The sequence below is a fragment of the Streptomyces sp. NPDC024017 genome (assembly GCF_040638895.1).
Taxonomy (GTDB): domain Bacteria; phylum Actinomycetota; class Actinomycetes; order Streptomycetales; family Streptomycetaceae; genus Streptomyces.
In genome coordinates, this window is record NZ_JBEZYZ010000001.1 from 741581 (window position 1) to 758326 (window position 16746).

A 16746-nucleotide genomic window follows, 5' to 3' on the forward strand; every position below is an offset into this window, starting at 1 on the left:
ACGAGATACCGAGGAACCCCGGATGCGTACTCTGATCAGCACCGCTTTCATCTCGCTCGACGGCGTCGTGGAGGCCCCGGGCGGCGAGCCCGGTTACCGGAACTCCGGGTGGACCTTCAAGAACGTCGAGTTCCTTCCCGAGGCATTCGAGATCAAGGGCCGGGAGCAGAAGGAAGCCACCGCGATGATGCTGGGTCGCACCAGCTATGAGGCGTTCAGTCAGGTGTGGCCCGACATGGAGGATTTCGCCGACTACAAGGTGATGCCGAAGTACGTCGTCTCCACCACCCTCGCCGAGGAGAACCTGGTGTCGAACTGGGGCGAGACCACGATCCTGCGCTCGCTCGACGACGTCGCCGCGCTGAAGGAGACCGAGGGCGGCCCGATCATCGTCCACGGCAGCGCCTCCCTGAACCAGGCCCTTTCCGACGCCGGCCTGATCGACCGCTACCACCTGCTCGTCTTCCCGCTCCTGCTCGGGGCGGGCAAGCGGCTCTTCAGCGCCACGGACAAGGACACCCAGAAGCTGCGGCTCGTCGAGCACGAGGCCTACGCCAACGGGCTGCAGAAGAACGTCTTCGACGTCGTTCGCTGACGAGGCCGCCCCCGCACGCGTCCTGCCGTCGCGTTCCCGGACGCGGCACTCACCGGAGGTGCCTGCCCGGCGGACGCTGGATCACATGAGGACGAGGCGTTCAGGCCGAAGCGGGGGCGTGGGGGCGGCAGCCTCCACGCCCCCGGCGCCGACGCCGAGCACCCGGCAGGCCACCGCACGGGCAGCCCGGGCACCGACCCCGAGCTCCCTCACCCCACAGCACCTCAAGAAGACCGCGGCACCCCGGAGGATCCGCGCACCATCAACTCGCCCCGGACCGACGCGATCCCCCCGGGCGGTGCCTCCTCGCGGCCCATGGCGATCCGCCCGGCCCGGGCTCCCGCCTCCGCCAGCGGCAGCCGCACGGTCGTCAGCGACGGCACCGCGTCGATGCTGAACGGCAGATCGTCGAACCCCGCCACCGACACGTCCTCCGGAATCCGCAGGCCCGAGTCCCGCAGCGCAGCGCACGCCCCCAGTGCGACGGAGTCGTTCGCGGCGACGACCGCCGTCAGCGACGGGTCACGCCGCAGCAGCTCCAGCGTCGCCTCGTAGCCGGACCGCCGGTCGTAGCGTCCGTGCACCGTCCACCGCGGGTCCTCCTCGATGCCGTGCGCGGCCAGCGCGGCCCGGTGCCCTTCCAGCCGGTGCCGCGTGGTCGTGCGCTCCTCGGGGCCCGCGATGTAGCCGAGCCGCCGGTGGCCGAGCCCGATGAGGTGCTCGGTCAGCTCCTGCCCGCCGCCGCGGTTGTCGAAGGTCAGCGCGATGGCACCGGTGTCCGGTGCCGGCGGGCGTCCACACAGCACGACCCGCGTCCCGGCCTCCGCCAGCTTCCGCACCTTCGCGTCCATGGCCGCCTGGTGCGCCGCGTCCTCGATCGCCCCGCCGGTCAGCACCACGGCCGCGGCCCGCTGCCGTTGCAGCAGCGTGAGATACGTCAGTTCCCGCTCCGGGGAGCCGCCCGTGTTGCAGACCACCGCGAGTCTCTCCCCGCCCGCCCGGCCGCCCGGCCCGCCGATCTCGGCCTGGATCGCGCTCGCCATGATCCCGAAGAACGGGTCGGCGATGTCGTTCACCAGGATCCCGACCAGGTCGGAGGTGGCGGCGGCCAGGGCACTGGCGGGCCCGTTGAGCACGTAGTCCAGCTCGTCCACGGCCTTCAGCACCCGCTCCCGGGTGGACGCGGCCACGGGGTAGTTCCCGTTCAGCACGCGCGACACCGTCGCGGGCGAGACCTGCGCGCGGGCCGCCACGTCCGCCAGGGTCACCGTCATCTCGTCGTCCTCCGGTCGCGCATCTCGTCTCCGCCCTCGTACACATCCAGACCACTGGCCATGGTTCCGAGCGGAACAGCGGGTCGACCGCCTCTGCTCCGACGAACCCATGGCCAAGGTTCCGAGCAGACCTTAAGCCCCCGACCCCGGGTTGTTCGCCCCCTCGAACAACTCGTCCTGGTCACGGTCTTGTCCGGACCGCGGTTCAGAGGCTAGCTTCTCTCTGTATAGAAAGCGCTTGCTGCAACGCTCACCAGTCCGCGGCCGCCCCACCGGGCCGCCCGTGATGGGTGAGGCGTACGCGGCGCGACGACCGCGTACGAAGGGAACGACGTGACACGCAAGACGGTGCGTATCGCCATGAACGGCGTGACCGGGCGCATGGGCTACCGCCAGCACCTGGTCCGCTCCATCCTGGCCCTGCGCGAGCAGGGCGGTCTCGACCTCGGCGACGGCACCGTGCTGTGGCCCGAGCCGATCCTGGTCGGCCGCCGTGAGCACGCACTGAAGGCGATGGCCGAGCAGCACGGGCTGGAGCACGTCTCGACCGACCTGGACGCGGTCCTCGCCGACGAGACGGTGGACATCTACTTCGACGCGCAGGTCACCTCCGCCCGCGAGGAGGCGCTGAAGAAGGCCATCGCGGCCGGCAAGCACATCTACACCGAGAAGCCGACCGCCACCGGCCTCGACGGCGCCCTGGACCTCGCCCGGCGGGCGAACGAGGCCGGCATCAAGCACGGCGTCGTCCAGGACAAGCTCTTCCTCCCGGGCCTGCTGAAGCTGAAGCGCCTGATCGACGGCGGCTTCTTCGGCCGGATCCTCTCGATCCGCGGCGAGTTCGGCTACTGGGTCTTCGAGGGCGACTGGCAGGCCGCCCAGCGCCCGTCGTGGAACTACCGCGCCGAGGACGGCGGCGGCATCGTCGTCGACATGTTCCCGCACTGGGAGTACGTGCTGCACGAGCTGTTCGGCCGGGTGAAGTCCGTCCAGGCGCTCACCGCCACGCACATCCCGCAGCGCTGGGACGAGAACGACAAGCCGTACGACGCGACGGCCGACGACGCCGCGTACGGCATCTTCGAGCTGGAGGGCGGCGCGATCGCCCAGATCAACTCCTCCTGGGCCGTGCGCGTCAACCGCGACGAGCTGGTGGAGTTCCAGGTGGACGGCACGGAGGGCTCCGCGGTGGCGGGCCTGCGCAACTGCCGTGTCCAGCACCGCAGCGCCACCCCCAAGCCGGTCTGGAACCCGGACATCCCCGCCACGGAGGTCTTCCGCGACCAGTGGCAGGAGGTCCCGGACAACACCGAGTTCGACAACGGCTTCAAGGCCCAGTGGGAGCTGTTCCTCAGGCACGTCTACGCCGACGCCCCCTACCACTGGGACCTGCTGGCCGGTGCCCGCGGTGTCCAGCTCGCCGAGCTGGGCCTGACGTCCTCGGCCGAAGGCCGCCGTCTCGACGTACCGGAGATCTCGCTGTGACGATCCGACTCCCCGGCGCCGACGGGGCGCTGCGGACGTACGAGCCCCGCGCCGAACCGCTCGCGGTGACCCCCGGCACGCCGTTCACCTCCCGCACGGTCTTCTCGGCGGCGCACGTCGTCGCCGACCCGTTCGCGGACGTCTCCCCCGACTCGCCCGCCGCGGTCGACTGGGACGCCACCCTCGCCTTCCGCCGCCACCTGTGGTCGCACGGGCTGGGGGTCGCCGAGGCCATGGACACCGCCCAGCGCGGCATGGGCCTGGACTGGGCGGGCGCGGCGGAACTGATCCGCCGGTCGGCGGCCGAGGCCAAGTCGGTCGGCGGCCGGATCGCCTGCGGTGTGGGCACCGACCAGATCGTCTCCGGTTCACTGGCGGAGGTCCGCGCGGCCTACGAGGAGCAGCTCGCGGTCGTCGAGGAGTCCGGCGCGCAGGCCATCCTGATGGCGTCCCGGGCACTCGCGGCGGCGGCCTCCGGCCCCGAGGACTACCTGGAGGTCTACGGCCACCTGCTGCGCCAGGCCGCCGAGCCGGTGGTCCTGCACTGGCTCGGCCCGATGTTCGACCCGGCGCTGGAGGGCTACTGGGGGTCGGGCGACCTGGACGCGGCGACGGACACGTTCCTGGACGTGATCGCGGCCCACCCCGACAAGGTCGACGGCATCAAGGTCTCCCTGCTGGACGCCCAGCGCGAGATCGACATCCGCCGCCGGCTCCCGCAGGGCGTGCGCTGCTACACGGGCGACGACTTCAACTACCCCGAGCTGATCGCGGGTGACGAGCAGGGCTTCAGCCATGCGCTGCTCGGCATCTTCGACCCGCTGGGTCCGCTGGCGGCTCAGGCGGTCCGGGTCCTGGACACCGGCGACGTGCGGGGCTTCCGCGATCTGCTGGACCCCACGGTCGGGCTCTCCCGGCACCTCTTCCAGACCCCGACCCGCTTCTACAAGACGGGCGTGGTGTTCCTGGCCTGGCTGGCGGGCCACCAGTCGCACTTCACGATGGTCGGCGGCCTGCAGTCGGCCCGCTCGCTGCCGCACTTCGCGACGGCGTACGAACTGGCCGACGGGCTGGGGCTGTTCCCCGACCCGAAGCTGGCGGAGGAACGGATGAAGACAATGCTGAGCGTGTACGGGGTGAACCAGTGAGCGGGTCGCTGGAGCGCTTCTCCATCAACCAGATGACGGTGAAGCAGCTGTCGTTGCCGGAACTGGTGGACGGCTGCGCCCTGCTGGGCATCCGCAACGTGGGGCTCTGGCGCGAGCCGGTCCAGGCGCACGGCCTGGAGGCCACGGCCAAGCTGGTCCGGGACGCGGGGCTGACGGTGACGACGTTGTGCCGGGGCGGCTTCTTCACGGCGATCGAGCCGCGGGAGCGGGCGGAGGCCCTGGCCGACAACCGCCGCGCGATCGACGAGGCGGCGACGCTGGGCACGGACACGCTGGTCCTGGTCTCGGGCGGTCTCCCCGCGGGCTCGAAGGACCTGCACGGCGCCCGTGAGCGCATCGCGGACGCCCTGTCGGAGCTGGGCCCGTACGCGGAGCGGCACGGCGTCCGCCTGGCGATCGAGCCGCTCCACCCCATGTACGCCGCGGACCGCTGTGTGGTGTCGACCCTGGCCCAGGCCCTGGACCTCGCCGAACGCTTCCCGGCGCACCAGGTCGGAGTGACGGTCGACACGTACCACATCTGGTGGGACGACACCGCGCCCGCGCAGATCGCCCGGGCGGGCGCGGGCGGCCGCATCCACACCTTCCAGCTCGCGGACTGGACGACTCCCCTCCCGGAGGGCGTCCTCACCGGCCGCGGCCAGATCGGCGACGGGTCGATCGACATGCGGGAGTGGCAGGGCCACGTGGAGGCGGCCGGCTACACCGGCGCCATCGAGGTGGAGCTGTTCAACGACGTCCTGTGGGCCCGGGACGGCCAGGAGGTCCTGGCAGAGACGGCGGAGAGGTTCGCCGCGCACACGCGCTGACCCCACCCCGGCCCCCACCCACTGCCCTGCCCCACGGACCCCGGGGGCGGGGCGGCGGTGTGTCCGGGGCCACCGCGGGTGCGGTGCGGCGGGGCGTCAGGGACGTCAGCGCCACCCCGCCCACCAGCAACGCCCCCGCGCACCACCGCAGCGGGCTCACCGGCTCGCCCAGGAACAGGAACGCCGAAGACATGCCGAAGACGGGGACCAGGAGCGAGAACGGCGCCACCGTCGAGGCGGGGTGGTGGCGCAGGAGGAAGCCCCACGCTCCGAAGCCGAAGACCGTGGTGATCCAGGCGACGTAGACGACCGTGCCCGCGCCCTGCCAGTCCAGGGCGCGCAGGGCCGCCAGGTCGCGTGCGGGGCCCTCCGTGAGGAGGGAGAGGGCCAGCAGGGGGAGGACCGGGACCGTGCTGACCCAGACCATGAAGTTCAGCGCGTCGGGCGGAGCCGCCTTGCGCGTGAGGACGTTCGACGCGCCCCAGCAGGCCGCCGCCCCGACGACCAGGGCGAACGCCCCGAGCGGACCCGAGGCGCCCTCGTCCACGGCCGCCACGGCGATACCGGCCAGGGCGACCAGCATGCCCAGCAGGCGGACGCGGGAAGGCCGTTCGCCCAGGGTCAGGGCCGCGACGGCCGCCGTGAACACCGCCTGGATCTGCAGGACCAGGGAGGACAGGCCCGCCGGCATGCCCGCGTCCATGCCGACGAAGAGAAGGCCGAACTTCGCCACACCCAGGACCAGACCGACCGCCACGATCCACTTCCACGCCACCTTCGGGCGGCCCACGAGGAACACCGCCGGGAGCGCCGCCGCGAGGAAGCGCAGGGCGGAGAAGAGCAGGGGCGGGAAGTGGTCCAGGCCGATCTCGATGACCGTGAAGTTGACGCCCCAGACGGCGGCGACCAGGACGGCGAGGGCGAGGTGTGACGGGCGCATGCGCCGAGCATCACGCTCGGCGACCGTGAAGCACCAGCGATGATTACTGCATGGTTGGATGAAGCATCGCTAAGCGGAAAGGGGCACCCCGTGCTCGACCTCCAGCGGCTGCGCGCCCTGCACGCCGTCTCCGTGCACGGCACCGTCGGCGCCGCCGCGCTCGCGCTCGGGTACACGCCCTCCGCGGTGTCCCAGCAGATCGCCAAACTGGAGCGGGAGACCCGGACCGTGCTGCTGGAGCGGGAGGGGCGGGGCGTGCGCCTCACCGACGAGGCCCGGCAACTGGTGTCGGCCGCCCAGGAGTTGCTCGCGATCGTGGAGCGCGCGGAGACCGAGCTGGAGGAGCGGCGGGGCCGGCCGGCGGGGCGGCTGACCGTCGCCGCGTTCGCCTCGGCGGCGCGCGGGCTGATGCCGGGCGTGCTGGCCGAACTGGGCCGCAGGCATCCCGCCCTGGACGCCCGGCTCTCCGAGGTCGACCCGCATCTGTCGGTCGACCTGGTGGCGAAGGGCGCCGTGGACCTCGCCGTCGCGCACGACTGGGACATCGCGCCGCTGCCCGCCCCGCCGGGCCTGGAGCAGGCGGTCATCGGGGACGACCTGTGCGATCTGCTCGTCCCGGAAGGCCATCCCTTCGCCGGGCGGTCCGCCGTGCGGCGGGAGGAGCTGGGCGGCGAGCGGTGGATCTGCCAGCCGCCGGGGCGGGTCTGCCACGACTGGCTGCTGCGGACGCTGCGCACGGCCGGGCACGAGCCGGACATCGTCCACCAGGCCGACGAGAACCCCACCCTCGTGGCCCTGGTCGCCGCAGGGCTCGGGGTCGCGCTCATCCCGCGGCTGGGGCGGGGGCCGCTGCCCGCCGGGGTGGTGGAGGTGCCGCTCGATCCGATGCCGGTGCGGCGGCTGTACGCGCTGTGGCGGACGGGGGCGGCCCGGCGTCCGGCCATCGCGGAATTCGTACGGGTGCTCGGTGAGCAGTGGCCGAAAGTGGCGGCTCATCCGCCCCGTTGAGCCCCTGGTTCACCTCGCGTACCGACTTGCGGAAATCCGGGCCGAGTCGGGAACCCGGGCCGGACCGTCCCCGTCCAATCGCAGGCCTCCGGAGAGTCACCACGGTGCGGTGTCGGCCCTCGCCACTGGCTGCGATCGCTGACCACCCTCTCCGCCGTACCGCGGCCGGCGGCACCGCCGCCATCGGCGCGTCCCCCTCCAACCGCGCCGGTGGCGGCCCCTCGTGCGGTTACTGTGCATTCCCTTGACTGGCAGAAACTTCCCGGTTATTGCTGACCTCTTGGAAGTTTCCTTCAGCGGATCCGAGCGGATCACCCTCCGGAAGGAGCGCACGTGCACGACACCGGCACGGGAAGCACGGGAAACACGGCACAGCCCTCCAGACGTACCGTCCTCGCCGCCACGGCCGGCGTCACCGCCGCCCTCGCGGCCGCCGGGCCCGCGCACGCCGCCGCCCCGGACGACAGCCGGCTGCGCGCCATCGTCTCCCGCATGACGCTTCAGGAGAAGGTCGGCCAGCTCTTCGTGATGCGGGTCTACGGCCACTCCGCCACCGCCCCCGACCAGGCCGACGTCGCCGCCAATCTCAAGGAGATCGGGGTCCGTACGGCCGCCGAGCTGGTCGCGAAGTACCGGGTCGGCGGCATCATCTACTTCACCTGGGCGCACAACACCCGCGACCCGCACCAGATCGCCGACCTGTCCAACGGCATCCAGCGGGCCTCCCTGGGACTGCCGCGTGGGCTGCCCGTGCTCATCTCCACCGACCAGGAGCACGGGATCGTCGCCCGGGTGGGCAAGCCGGCGACGCTGTTCCCTGGGGCCATGGCGCTCGGCGCGGGCGGGTCGCGGTCCGACGCCCGTGCGCTCGGGCGGATCGCGGGCGCCGAGCTGCGCGCGATGGGGATCCGGCAGGACTACTCCCCCGTGGCCGACGTGAACGTCAACCCGGCCAACCCGGTCATCGGCGTGCGGTCCTTCGGCGCCGACCCACGGGCCGTGTCCGCTCTGGTGGCCGCCGAGGTCGCCGGGTACCAGGGGTCGGGGGTCGCCGCGACCGCCAAGCACTTCCCCGGGCACGGGGACACCAACGTCGACAGCCACACCGGCTTCCCCACCATCACGCACAGCCGGGAGCTGTGGGAGAAGCTGGACGCACCGCCGTTCCGGGCCGCGATCGCCGCGGGCATCGACTCGATCATGACCGCGCACCTGATGGTCCCGGCCCTCGACGGCTCCGGCGACCCGGCCACCCTCTCCCGCCCGATCCTCACCGGCATCCTGCGCGAACAGCTCGGCTACGACGGGGTCGTCGTCACCGACTCCCTCGGCATGGAGGGCGTACGGACCAAGTACGGCGACGCCCGGGTGCCGGTGCTCGCGCTGAAGGCGGGCGTGGACCAGCTGCTCAACCCGCCCGACCTCGACCTCGCCTGGAACGCCGTCCTGACCGCCGTGCGCGAGGGCGAGCTCACCGAGGCCCGGCTCGACGAATCGATCCTGCGGGTGCTGCGGCTGAAGTCCAGGCTGGGGCTGTTCCGTTCGCCGTACGTCGGTCAGGGCGGTGTGGACCGGACCGTCGGGACCCGTTCGCATCTGGCGGCGGCCGACCGGATCGCCGAGCGGACGACGACGCTGCTCGTCAACGAGGGGCGGCTGCTGCCCCTGTCGCGGCGCCGGCACCCCAAGGTGCTCGTGGTGGGCGCGGATCCGGCCTCGCCGTCCGGCACGACGGGACCGCCCACGGGCGTGCTCGCCGGCGCGCTGAACGAACTGGGCTTCACCGCCACCGCCCTGTCGACCGGCACGGCCCCTTCCGCGGCGGCCATCGCGAAGGCGGTCGCGGCGGCCCGGGACGCGGACGCGGTGGTGGCCGCCACGTACAACGTCACCGCGAGCAGCAGCCAGAAGGCGCTGGTGGAGCAGCTCGTGGCGACCGGGAGGCCGGTCGTCGCGGTGGCGATCCGCAATCCGTACGACGTGGCCCACCTGCCGTCCGCGCCGGCCTGCCTGGCCGCCTACTCCTGGACCGACGTCGAACTGCGGGCCGCCGCACGGGTGATCGCCGGGCGGGTGAAGCCGCGCGGGAAGCTGCCGGTGGCGGTGCAGCGGGCGGATGATCCGGAGCAGGTGCTGTACCCCATCGGCTACGGGCTGTCGTACTAGACGTACGCCACGGACCGGGCGCACCACCCCCAACGTGCGCAAACCGCCCCATGTGCCTGGCGTGCGCCCGCAACGGCGGGTCACGCTGGGCGAGCACACTCGGGGGGTCGGCGATGCGTGAGCGAAGCGTTGTGGGGGCGGTCTGCGGGCTCCTGGTCCTGCTCGGCGCGCTGCTGACCGGCTGCCAGAGCCCGTCGGGCGGCGTGGCGGAGGACGGCCGGCTGGGCGAGCCGGCCACCGGGAGGACCGCCACGGCGTCGCCGGTGCCGACCCGGCCGTCCGGGTACGGGGCGGTGTTCCTCGCGGTCGGCGAGTGCAGTTCGTTCGGTACGACGAGCTTCACCGAGGTGCCGTGCACCGGTGAACGGGCGGCGGCCCGGGTCGTCGCGCGGCACGACGGCACTGTGCGGGACGGGCCGCGCTGCCCGGAGACCACCGACTTCGTGCTGCACATCAGCGAGCAGCGGCCCGCGTCCGACGAGGACGGCGACGGGGCGGTCCCGCAGGGCTACGCCTGCATGCGCAACCTGCAGCCGCCGCATCCCGGTGACCCGGGCGGCGGGGGCGGGCCCCGTACGATCGTCGGCGACTGCGTCTACGGCTCCGGCGACGGCCAGGTCCGCGAGACCGCCTGCGACGGCACGGGCAGGCACGAGCCTCAGTACGAGGTGACCCGGGCGGTCACCGAGCGGGCCGACTGCCCCGGCCCTACGGCCCTGTACGTCCGGCTGGGCGGGAAGCGGCCGGTGGGGTGCGCCCGGCCGCTGTGAGCGGGCCTCGGCCATCACCCGTGTCAACCCGTCAGCCCCCTGCGTGACAGTCTTCGCCGGGCCTCGGCCATCTGGTTGCGGACGTGCTCGGGGGGCAGGTCCGCCGCCAGTCGGGCCAGTTCCTCGAAGGTCGACAGATAGGTTCCCTCGCTGCCCTCGCCCCGCAACACCCTCTCCCGCTCGACGAAGGGCCGGACGGCCTTCCAGACCGAGACGATCCGGGTGCGCAGGACCGTGACCAGCAGGGTCTGGTCGAGCAGACCGAAGACGGCGAGGTTGGCGAACGACTGGTAGTAGTACACGACGCTGCAGAAGGCCGCCTTGGCCTCGACCGGCAGCCCGCGTACCCCGTCGGCCGGGTCGTGCTCGGCGCCCAGGCGGGTGCACACGTAATCGTGCTGTTCGTGGAACTCCGCGGACCTGAACTCCCTGAGCAGATCGACCAGCACCGATATGTGGTTGGCGTGCTTCGCAGTGCGGGCCTGCCGTGCACTGAACACGATGGAGGTCACCACTGCGACGACGGCGATGGCCGTGGTCACGATGTTGAAGACGACAGAACTGTCCATCCGGTCACCGTACGGAGCATTCACCGCGGGCGCAGGAACATGCGAACCGCCCCTCGGTCCCGGGGGTGAGGGGCGGTCGTGTGCATGCGGCGGACGGTTACGGACGCAGCGTCATCTCACGCTGCACGTCCCGCTTGTCGAGCTTGGCGTCGAACTTCGCCAGTGGCTTCGCCGCCTGCGGGTCGGCCTGCACCGAGCTGGAGGCGACACCGGCCCAGTCGAGGATGCGGGCGGTGGCCAGGGCCTTCTGCTCGGGCACGAGGCCCGCGACGTTGGCGCCGTGGTTCATGCCGGGGGCGGTCATGACGTAGGAGTCCTTCGCGCCCTTGCCGACGCGGAAGGGCTCCGCGCTCCACGGGTCGTTCTGCCCGTTGACGAACAGCATGTGGCGGGCGTTGTGCCGGACCCAGGTGTCGATGTCCCGCATCGCCGACGGCTGGAACTTCATGGGGATGTCCCGGGGGACGAAGTTGCGCGGCGGCTGGTAGCCGTAGCGGATGTACTGCTTCTCGATGTGCGGGAAGCGGATGGTCGGCGCGCCGAGCTGGGTGCCGGCCTGGTAGTAGTACGGCGTGTAGGTCGTCAGACCCTGGTCGGCGTAGGCGGAGAAGCCGGAGATCGTGTCGACGGAGTCCCAGATCTCCTCGTCGGTGGCGTTCTTGGCGTCGGCCGGGATCTGGTCGCAGTCGGACAGCAGGCTGTACTGCCAGAAGCCCCACACGTAGTCGAGGACGGTCGCCTCGTAGGCCTTGTCCAGGCTGCCGATGGTGTTGAAGGTGAGGCCGTTGTCCTGCGCGAAGGCCGCGTACTTCTTCTCCAGCGGCTCGCGGCGCACCAGCGCCTCGCGCTGCACGCCGTTCAGGCGGTCGCGGCACTCCTTGGTGCCGACGCCGGCGAAGAAGCGGTCGTAGGCCGAGTCCTCCTTGTTCACCACGTCGTTGGGGGCGACGTAGGCGACGACGCCGTCCATGTCCCGCGGGTAGAAGCGCTCGTAGTAGGTGGCGGTCATGCCGCCCTTCGAGCCGCCCGTGGAGATCCACTTCTTGCTGTAGAGGCTCTTCAGGGCCTTGAAGACGCGGTGCTGGTCGCTGGCCGCCTGCCAGATGTCCAGCTTGGACCAGTCGGCCGGGGCGGGCCGGGACGGGGTGAAGAAGCGGTACTCCAGGGAGACCTGGTTGCCGTCCACGATCTGGGTGGGCTCGCTGCGACGGGGCGTCGTGGAGACGTTGTAGCCACTGGTGAAGAACACCGTCGGGCGCGAGACGTCCTTGTGCAGCAGGGTGATGCGCTGCTGGAACGTGCCCTTCGAAGGCTTGTGGTGGTCGACCGGCTGCGTGTAGTTCAGGACGAAGAAGCGGTAACCGGTGTACGGCTTCTCCTCGACCAGGCTCATGCCCGGTATGGAGAGCAGCCTCTCCTTGATGTCGGTGGTGCTGTCGGTGCCGGCGGCGTCGGCGGCGGTGGCCGCTCCCGCCGTGCCCAGTGTGCCTATGAGCACCGTGAGCGCCAGCAGCCATCTGAGCGCCTTGCGCATGCGCACTCCCCTGTGAGACAGATGTGCGCCGGAAGGTAGCGGACCAACTCGCCGGAGCACCAGGGGACATGGGGAAAACCCTGTGCGCGGGGGGCGTGTCGCCGGGTGCGGTGCGGCGTCAGCAGAGGATCCAGCCGGAGTTGAACTTCCCCCTGCCGACCTGACCTCTGAGCCAGACGCAACGGCGCCCGGCGTGCACGGTCACCGGGCCGGCGTGGTGGGCGTACCTGCCCGCGTCGACGACCGGCCGGTTGCCGCGCGCCTGCACGCTCACCGACATCTTGCGCTTGGCGCCGGGCCTCTTGGTGAGGGTGACGGCGCAGACGTAGCCGCCGCGCTTGTAGACGAGCACGGTCCCGGTGGAGAACGGCAGGACGCGGACCTTGCGCCCGGGGCAGAACGCGGAGGTCGCGGCCTGCGCGTCGCCCGGCGCCGCGACGGCGAGCAGCCCGGAGGCGGTCAGCACGGCCAGCCCGAGCGCGAGCCGCCGGCGTATCGCTCCACTGTGCACTGTCGTCCTCCCGTACCGCGTCGTCCGCGACCATCGGCGTACGCCTGTACGGACGCATGACGTATGTCGGATGGTTGCACGAGCGTTACGAAAGCGCCGCGCGCCGACGCCGTCAGCGGGACGCGCCGACCGGCTCCTCCGGCTCGGCGGCGCCGATGAACGTCCGCCACAGCTCCGCGTACCGGCCGCCGCGGGCGAGCAGCTCCTCGTGCGTGCCGTCCTCGGCCACCCGGCCGTGGTCCATGACGACGACCCGGTCGGCGCGCGCGGCGGTGGTGAGGCGGTGGGCCACGACGAGCGTCGTGCGGCGGCCTGCCAGGCGGTCGGTGGCCTGGTTGACCTGGGCCTCCGTGGCCAGGTCCAGGGCGGCCGTGGCCTCGTCGAGCAGCAGGACGTCCGGGTCGACCAGCTCGGCGCGGGCCAGCGCGATCAGCTGACGCTGCCCGGCGGACAGGTTGCGGCCGCGCTCGGCGACCTCGTGGAGGTAGCCGCCCTCCAACGTGGCGATCATGTCGTGCGCGCCGACCGCGCGGGCCGCCGCCTCGACCTCGGCGTCGGTGGCGTCCGGGCGGCCGTAGGCGATGGCGTCGCGGACGGTGCCCTGGAAGAGGTACGCCTCCTGCGGGACGACGCCCAGACGGTGCCGGTACGAGGTGAGGTCGAGGGCGCGCAGATCGGTGCCGTCGACGGTGACCCGGCCGCCGGTGGGGTCGTAGAAGCGGGCCACGAGCTTGACGAGGGTCGACTTGCCCGCGCCGGTCTCGCCGACGAAGGCGACGGTCTGCCCGGCCGGGATGCGCAGGTCGACCCCGCCGAGGGCCGCCTCCCCCTCACCGGCGGCACCGTATGCGAAGTGCACGTCCTCGAAGGCGATCTCGCCACGCAGGGACAGCACTTCGCGGGGTTCGTCGGCGGACTTCGTCGACGTCGGCTCCTGGAGCAGCTCCTGGATGCGGCCCAGCGAGACGGACGCCTGCTGGTAGCCGTCGAAGACCTGGGACAGCTGCTGCACGGGCGCGAAGAACAGGTCGATGTAGAGCAGGTACGCCACCAGCGAGCCGATCGCCAGGGTCCCGTCGTCGACCCGGGCCCCACCCACGATCAGCACGGCCGCCGCGGCCACCGACGACAGGAACTGCACGAACGGGAAGTACACCGAGATCAGCCACTGGCCCCGGATGCGGGCCTGGCGGTAGCTGTCGCTGCGCTCGGCGAACCGCCGCCCGCCGTCCCGCTCGCGCCGGAAGGCCTGCACGATCCGCAGCCCGGACACCGACTCCTGCAGGTCGGCGTTGACCACCGACACGCGTTCGCGGGCCAGTTCGTAGGCCTTCACGCTCGCCCGGCGGAAGAAGTACGTGGCGATGATCAGCGGCGGCAGCGTCGCGAAGACGACCAGCGCGAGCTCCACGTCGATCACCAGCAGCGCGACCATGATCCCGAAGAAGGTGACGACCGAGACGAAGGCCGTGACCAGGCCCGTCTGGAGGAACGTCGACAGCGCGTCGACGTCGGTCGTCATCCGGGTCATGATCCGCCCGGTCAGCTCACGCTCGTAGTAGTCCAGCCCGAGGCGCTGGAGCTGGGAGAAGATCTTCAGCCGGAGCGAGTACAGGACCCGCTCGCCGGTACGCCCGGTCATCCGGGTCTCGCCCACCTGGGCGGCCCACTGCACCGCCACCGTCAGCAGCCCGAGCAGGGCCGCCGCCCACACGGCGCCGAGCGCGGCCTGGGTGACGCCCGAGTCGATGCCGTGCCGGATCAGCACGGGCAGCAGCAGGCCCATGCCCGCGTCGGTGGCGACCAGGGCGAGGCTGACCAGCAGCGGCAGCCCGAAGCCGCGCAGCAGCCGGCGCAGGCCGTAGGACTCCTCCGGCTGGACGGCGCGCGACTCGTCGATGTCGGGGACGTCGGTGGCCGGGGGCAGTGCCTCTACCTGGGCGAGCAGCTCGGGGGTGGCGGGGCTCTCGGTGAGGGCGAGGTCCTTGCGCTCGCGGTCGCCGCTCCACAACCGTGGGGTGACCCCGCGCTCGGCGTCGAACTCGGCGTCCAGCTCGTCCCGGACGGAGGTGTCCTCCTGGGGGCAGGCCGGCTGGGTGTGCCCCGGGGAGACGGCGCCCAGCTCGTCCGGGTCGGTGAGCAGGCGCCGGTAGAGGGCGGAGCGCCGCTGGAGTTCCTCGTGGGTGCCGATGTCGGCGAGGCGGCCGCCGTCCAGGACGGCGATGCGGTCGGCGAGGTTCAGGGTGGAGCGGCGGTGGGCGATCAGCAGGGTCGTACGGCCCCGCATGACGCTCTTGAGGGCCTCGTGGATCTCGTGCTCGACCCTCGCGTCCACGGCGGAGGTGGCGTCGTCCAGGACCAGCAGGCGCGGGTCGGTGAGGATCGCGCGGGCGAGGGCGACGCGCTGGCGCTGGCCGCCGGAGAGGGTGAGGCCGTGCTCACCGACCGTGGTGTCGTAGCCCTCGGGCAGCTCCCTGATGAAACGGTCCGCCTGGGCGGCGCGGGCCGCCTTCTCGATCTCCTCCTGGGTCGCGTCCGGGCGGCCGTAGGCGATGTTGCTGCGGACCGTGTCGGAGAAGAGGAACGAGTCCTCCGGGACCAGCCCGATCGCCGCCCGCAGCGACTGGAGGCTCAGCTCCCGCACGTCGTGCCCGCCGATCAGGACGGCCCCGCGGGTGACGTCGTAGAAGCGCGGCAGGAGGAGGGAGACGGTGGACTTGCCGGAGCCGGAGGAACCGACGACGGCGAGGGTCTCGCCGGGACGGATGTCGAAGGACAGGCCGTCGAGGACGTTGCGGTCGTCGTCGTAACCGAAGGAGACGTCGTCGAACTCGACCGTCGCGGGGGCGTCGGCGGGCAGGTCCTTGCGGCCGTCCTCGATCGACGGCTCGGTGTCGATCAGCTCCAGGACGCGCTCGGTGCCGGCGCGGGCCTGCTGGCCCACGGTGAGGACCACGGCGAGCATGCGGACCGGGCCGACGAGCTGGGCGAGGTAGGTGGAGAAGGCGACGAACGTGCCGAGCGTGATGTGCCCGCGCACCGCCAGCCAGCCGCCGAGGGCCAGCATCGCGACCTGGCCGAGGGCGGGGACGGCCTGGAGGGCCGGGGTGTAGACGGAGTTCAGGCGGATGGTGCGCAGCCGGCCCGCGAACAGCCGGCGGCCGACCTCCCTGAGCTTGCCGGTCTCCTGCTCCTCCTGCCCGAAGCCCTTCACCACGCGTACGCCGCTGACGGCGCCGTCGACCACGCCCGCGACGGCGGCGGCCTGGGCCTGGGCGTACCAGGTGGAGGGGTGCAACCGGGTGCGGCTGCGCTTGGCGATCCACCAGATGGCGGGCGCGACGGCCACGGCGACCAGGGTGAGCGGCCAGGACAGCGACGCCATGATCACCAGGGAGATCAGGAACAGCAGGAAGTTCCCGATGGTCATCGGGAGCATGAAGAGCAGGCCCTGGATCAGCTGGAGGTCACTGGTCGCCCGGCCGATCACCTGGCCGGTGGACAGCTCGTCCTGGCGGCGGCCGTCGAGCCGGGTGATCGTGCCGTACATCTCGGTCCGCAGGTCGTGCTGGACGTCGAGGGCGAGGCGGCCGCCGTAGTAGCGGCGGATGTAGGTCAGGACGTAGACGACGAGCGCGGCGGCCACGAGGAGGCCGGCCCAGGTGGTCATGTCCCTGGTGTGGTCGCTGATGACGTCGTCGATGATCACCTTGGTGACCAGCGGGACGAGGGCCATGACGGCCATGCCGGCCAGTGAGGAGCCGAGGGCGAGTACGACGTCCTTCGGGTGGCGCCATGCGTAGGCCCACAGTCGTCGTGCCCATCCCCGTTTCGGTGTCACGCCGGTGCCTTCCAGTCGCCTTGAGCTGCCGGAAGGCACAAACGTGCGCGGGGGCGGATTTCATCCCGCCGTAAC

The 16746-nt window shown here is 72.0% G+C and carries 13 protein-coding genes; 7 read left to right on the plus strand and 6 right to left on the minus strand.

Annotation, left to right across the window (positions count from 1 at the left end; all coding sequences use genetic code 11):
* Positions 1-22 precede the first annotated feature (22 nt).
* Positions 23-595 (plus strand): dihydrofolate reductase family protein, encoded by a 573-nt coding sequence (locus AB0G20_RS03390; protein ID WP_361295047.1) that lies wholly within the window; start codon positions 23-25, stop codon positions 593-595.
* A gap of 224 nt (positions 596-819) precedes the next feature.
* Here the strand turns inward: AB0G20_RS03390 and AB0G20_RS03395 are convergent, their stop codons facing one another.
* Positions 820-1869 (minus strand): LacI family DNA-binding transcriptional regulator, encoded by a 1050-nt coding sequence (locus AB0G20_RS03395; RefSeq protein ID WP_361295050.1) that lies wholly within the window; start codon positions 1867-1869, stop codon positions 820-822.
* 333 nt (positions 1870-2202) lie between these two features.
* Here AB0G20_RS03395 and AB0G20_RS03400 point away from each other — a divergent pair, with 333 nt between their 5' ends.
* The 3 genes from AB0G20_RS03400 to AB0G20_RS03410 are packed head-to-tail and all read left to right on the plus strand — an operon-like array spanning position 2203 to position 5332.
* The gene (locus tag AB0G20_RS03400; RefSeq protein ID WP_361295053.1) at positions 2203-3354 is read left to right on the plus strand and encodes a Gfo/Idh/MocA family oxidoreductase; all 1152 of its coding nucleotides are present in this window, start codon (positions 2203-2205) and stop codon (positions 3352-3354) included.
* The gene (locus AB0G20_RS03405) at positions 3351-4502 is read left to right on the plus strand and encodes a dihydrodipicolinate synthase family protein (RefSeq protein WP_361295056.1); all 1152 of its coding nucleotides are present in this window, start codon (positions 3351-3353) and stop codon (positions 4500-4502) included. The genes AB0G20_RS03400 and AB0G20_RS03405 overlap by 4 nt, the downstream gene beginning before the upstream one ends.
* 32 nt (positions 4503-4534) lie before the next feature.
* Positions 4535-5332: a sugar phosphate isomerase/epimerase family protein gene (locus tag AB0G20_RS03410; RefSeq protein WP_361295809.1), complete on the plus strand. Its 798-nt coding sequence runs from the start codon at positions 4535-4537 to the stop codon at positions 5330-5332.
* Here the strand turns inward: AB0G20_RS03410 and AB0G20_RS03415 are convergent.
* Positions 5253-6272 (minus strand): EamA family transporter, encoded by a 1020-nt coding sequence (locus AB0G20_RS03415; RefSeq protein WP_361295059.1) that lies wholly within the window; start codon positions 6270-6272, stop codon positions 5253-5255. The genes AB0G20_RS03410 and AB0G20_RS03415 overlap by 80 nt on opposite strands.
* Positions 6273-6362: 90 nt before the next feature.
* Between AB0G20_RS03415 and AB0G20_RS03420 the strand changes: the two genes are divergently transcribed.
* The 3 genes from AB0G20_RS03420 to AB0G20_RS03430 all read left to right on the plus strand — a co-directional run bounded on the left by AB0G20_RS03420 (position 6363) and on the right by AB0G20_RS03430 (position 10216).
* Entirely contained in the window at positions 6363-7280 is a 918-nt protein-coding gene (locus tag AB0G20_RS03420; protein WP_361295062.1) for a LysR family transcriptional regulator, read from the plus strand.
* A 333-nt stretch (positions 7281-7613) separates the two neighbouring features.
* Positions 7614-9446 carry a glycoside hydrolase family 3 protein gene (locus AB0G20_RS03425; protein ID WP_361295065.1) on the plus strand — a complete coding sequence of 611 codons (1833 nt, stop codon included), beginning with the start codon at positions 7614-7616 and terminating at the stop codon, positions 9444-9446.
* A 113-nt stretch (positions 9447-9559) separates the two neighbouring features.
* Positions 9560-10216 carry a hypothetical protein gene (locus tag AB0G20_RS03430; protein ID WP_361295067.1) on the plus strand — a complete coding sequence of 219 codons (657 nt, stop codon included), beginning with the start codon at positions 9560-9562 and terminating at the stop codon, positions 10214-10216.
* A 23-nt stretch (positions 10217-10239) separates the two neighbouring features.
* Here AB0G20_RS03430 and AB0G20_RS03435 read toward each other — a convergent pair whose 3' ends face one another.
* The 4 genes from AB0G20_RS03435 to AB0G20_RS03450 all read right to left on the minus strand — a co-directional run bounded on the left by AB0G20_RS03435 (position 10240) and on the right by AB0G20_RS03450 (position 16671).
* Positions 10240-10785 (minus strand): hypothetical protein, encoded by a 546-nt coding sequence (locus AB0G20_RS03435; protein WP_361295070.1) that lies wholly within the window; start codon positions 10783-10785, stop codon positions 10240-10242.
* A gap of 97 nt (positions 10786-10882) precedes the next feature.
* Positions 10883-12319: a S28 family serine protease gene (locus AB0G20_RS03440; protein ID WP_361295073.1), complete on the minus strand. Its 1437-nt coding sequence runs from the start codon at positions 12317-12319 to the stop codon at positions 10883-10885.
* A 118-nt stretch (positions 12320-12437) separates the two neighbouring features.
* Positions 12438-12830 carry a hypothetical protein gene (locus AB0G20_RS03445; RefSeq protein WP_361295076.1) on the minus strand — a complete coding sequence of 131 codons (393 nt, stop codon included), beginning with the start codon at positions 12828-12830 and terminating at the stop codon, positions 12438-12440.
* A 112-nt stretch (positions 12831-12942) separates the two neighbouring features.
* Positions 12943-16671 (minus strand): ABC transporter ATP-binding protein, encoded by a 3729-nt coding sequence (locus AB0G20_RS03450; protein ID WP_361295079.1) that lies wholly within the window; start codon positions 16669-16671, stop codon positions 12943-12945.
* Positions 16672-16746 lie beyond the last annotated feature (75 nt).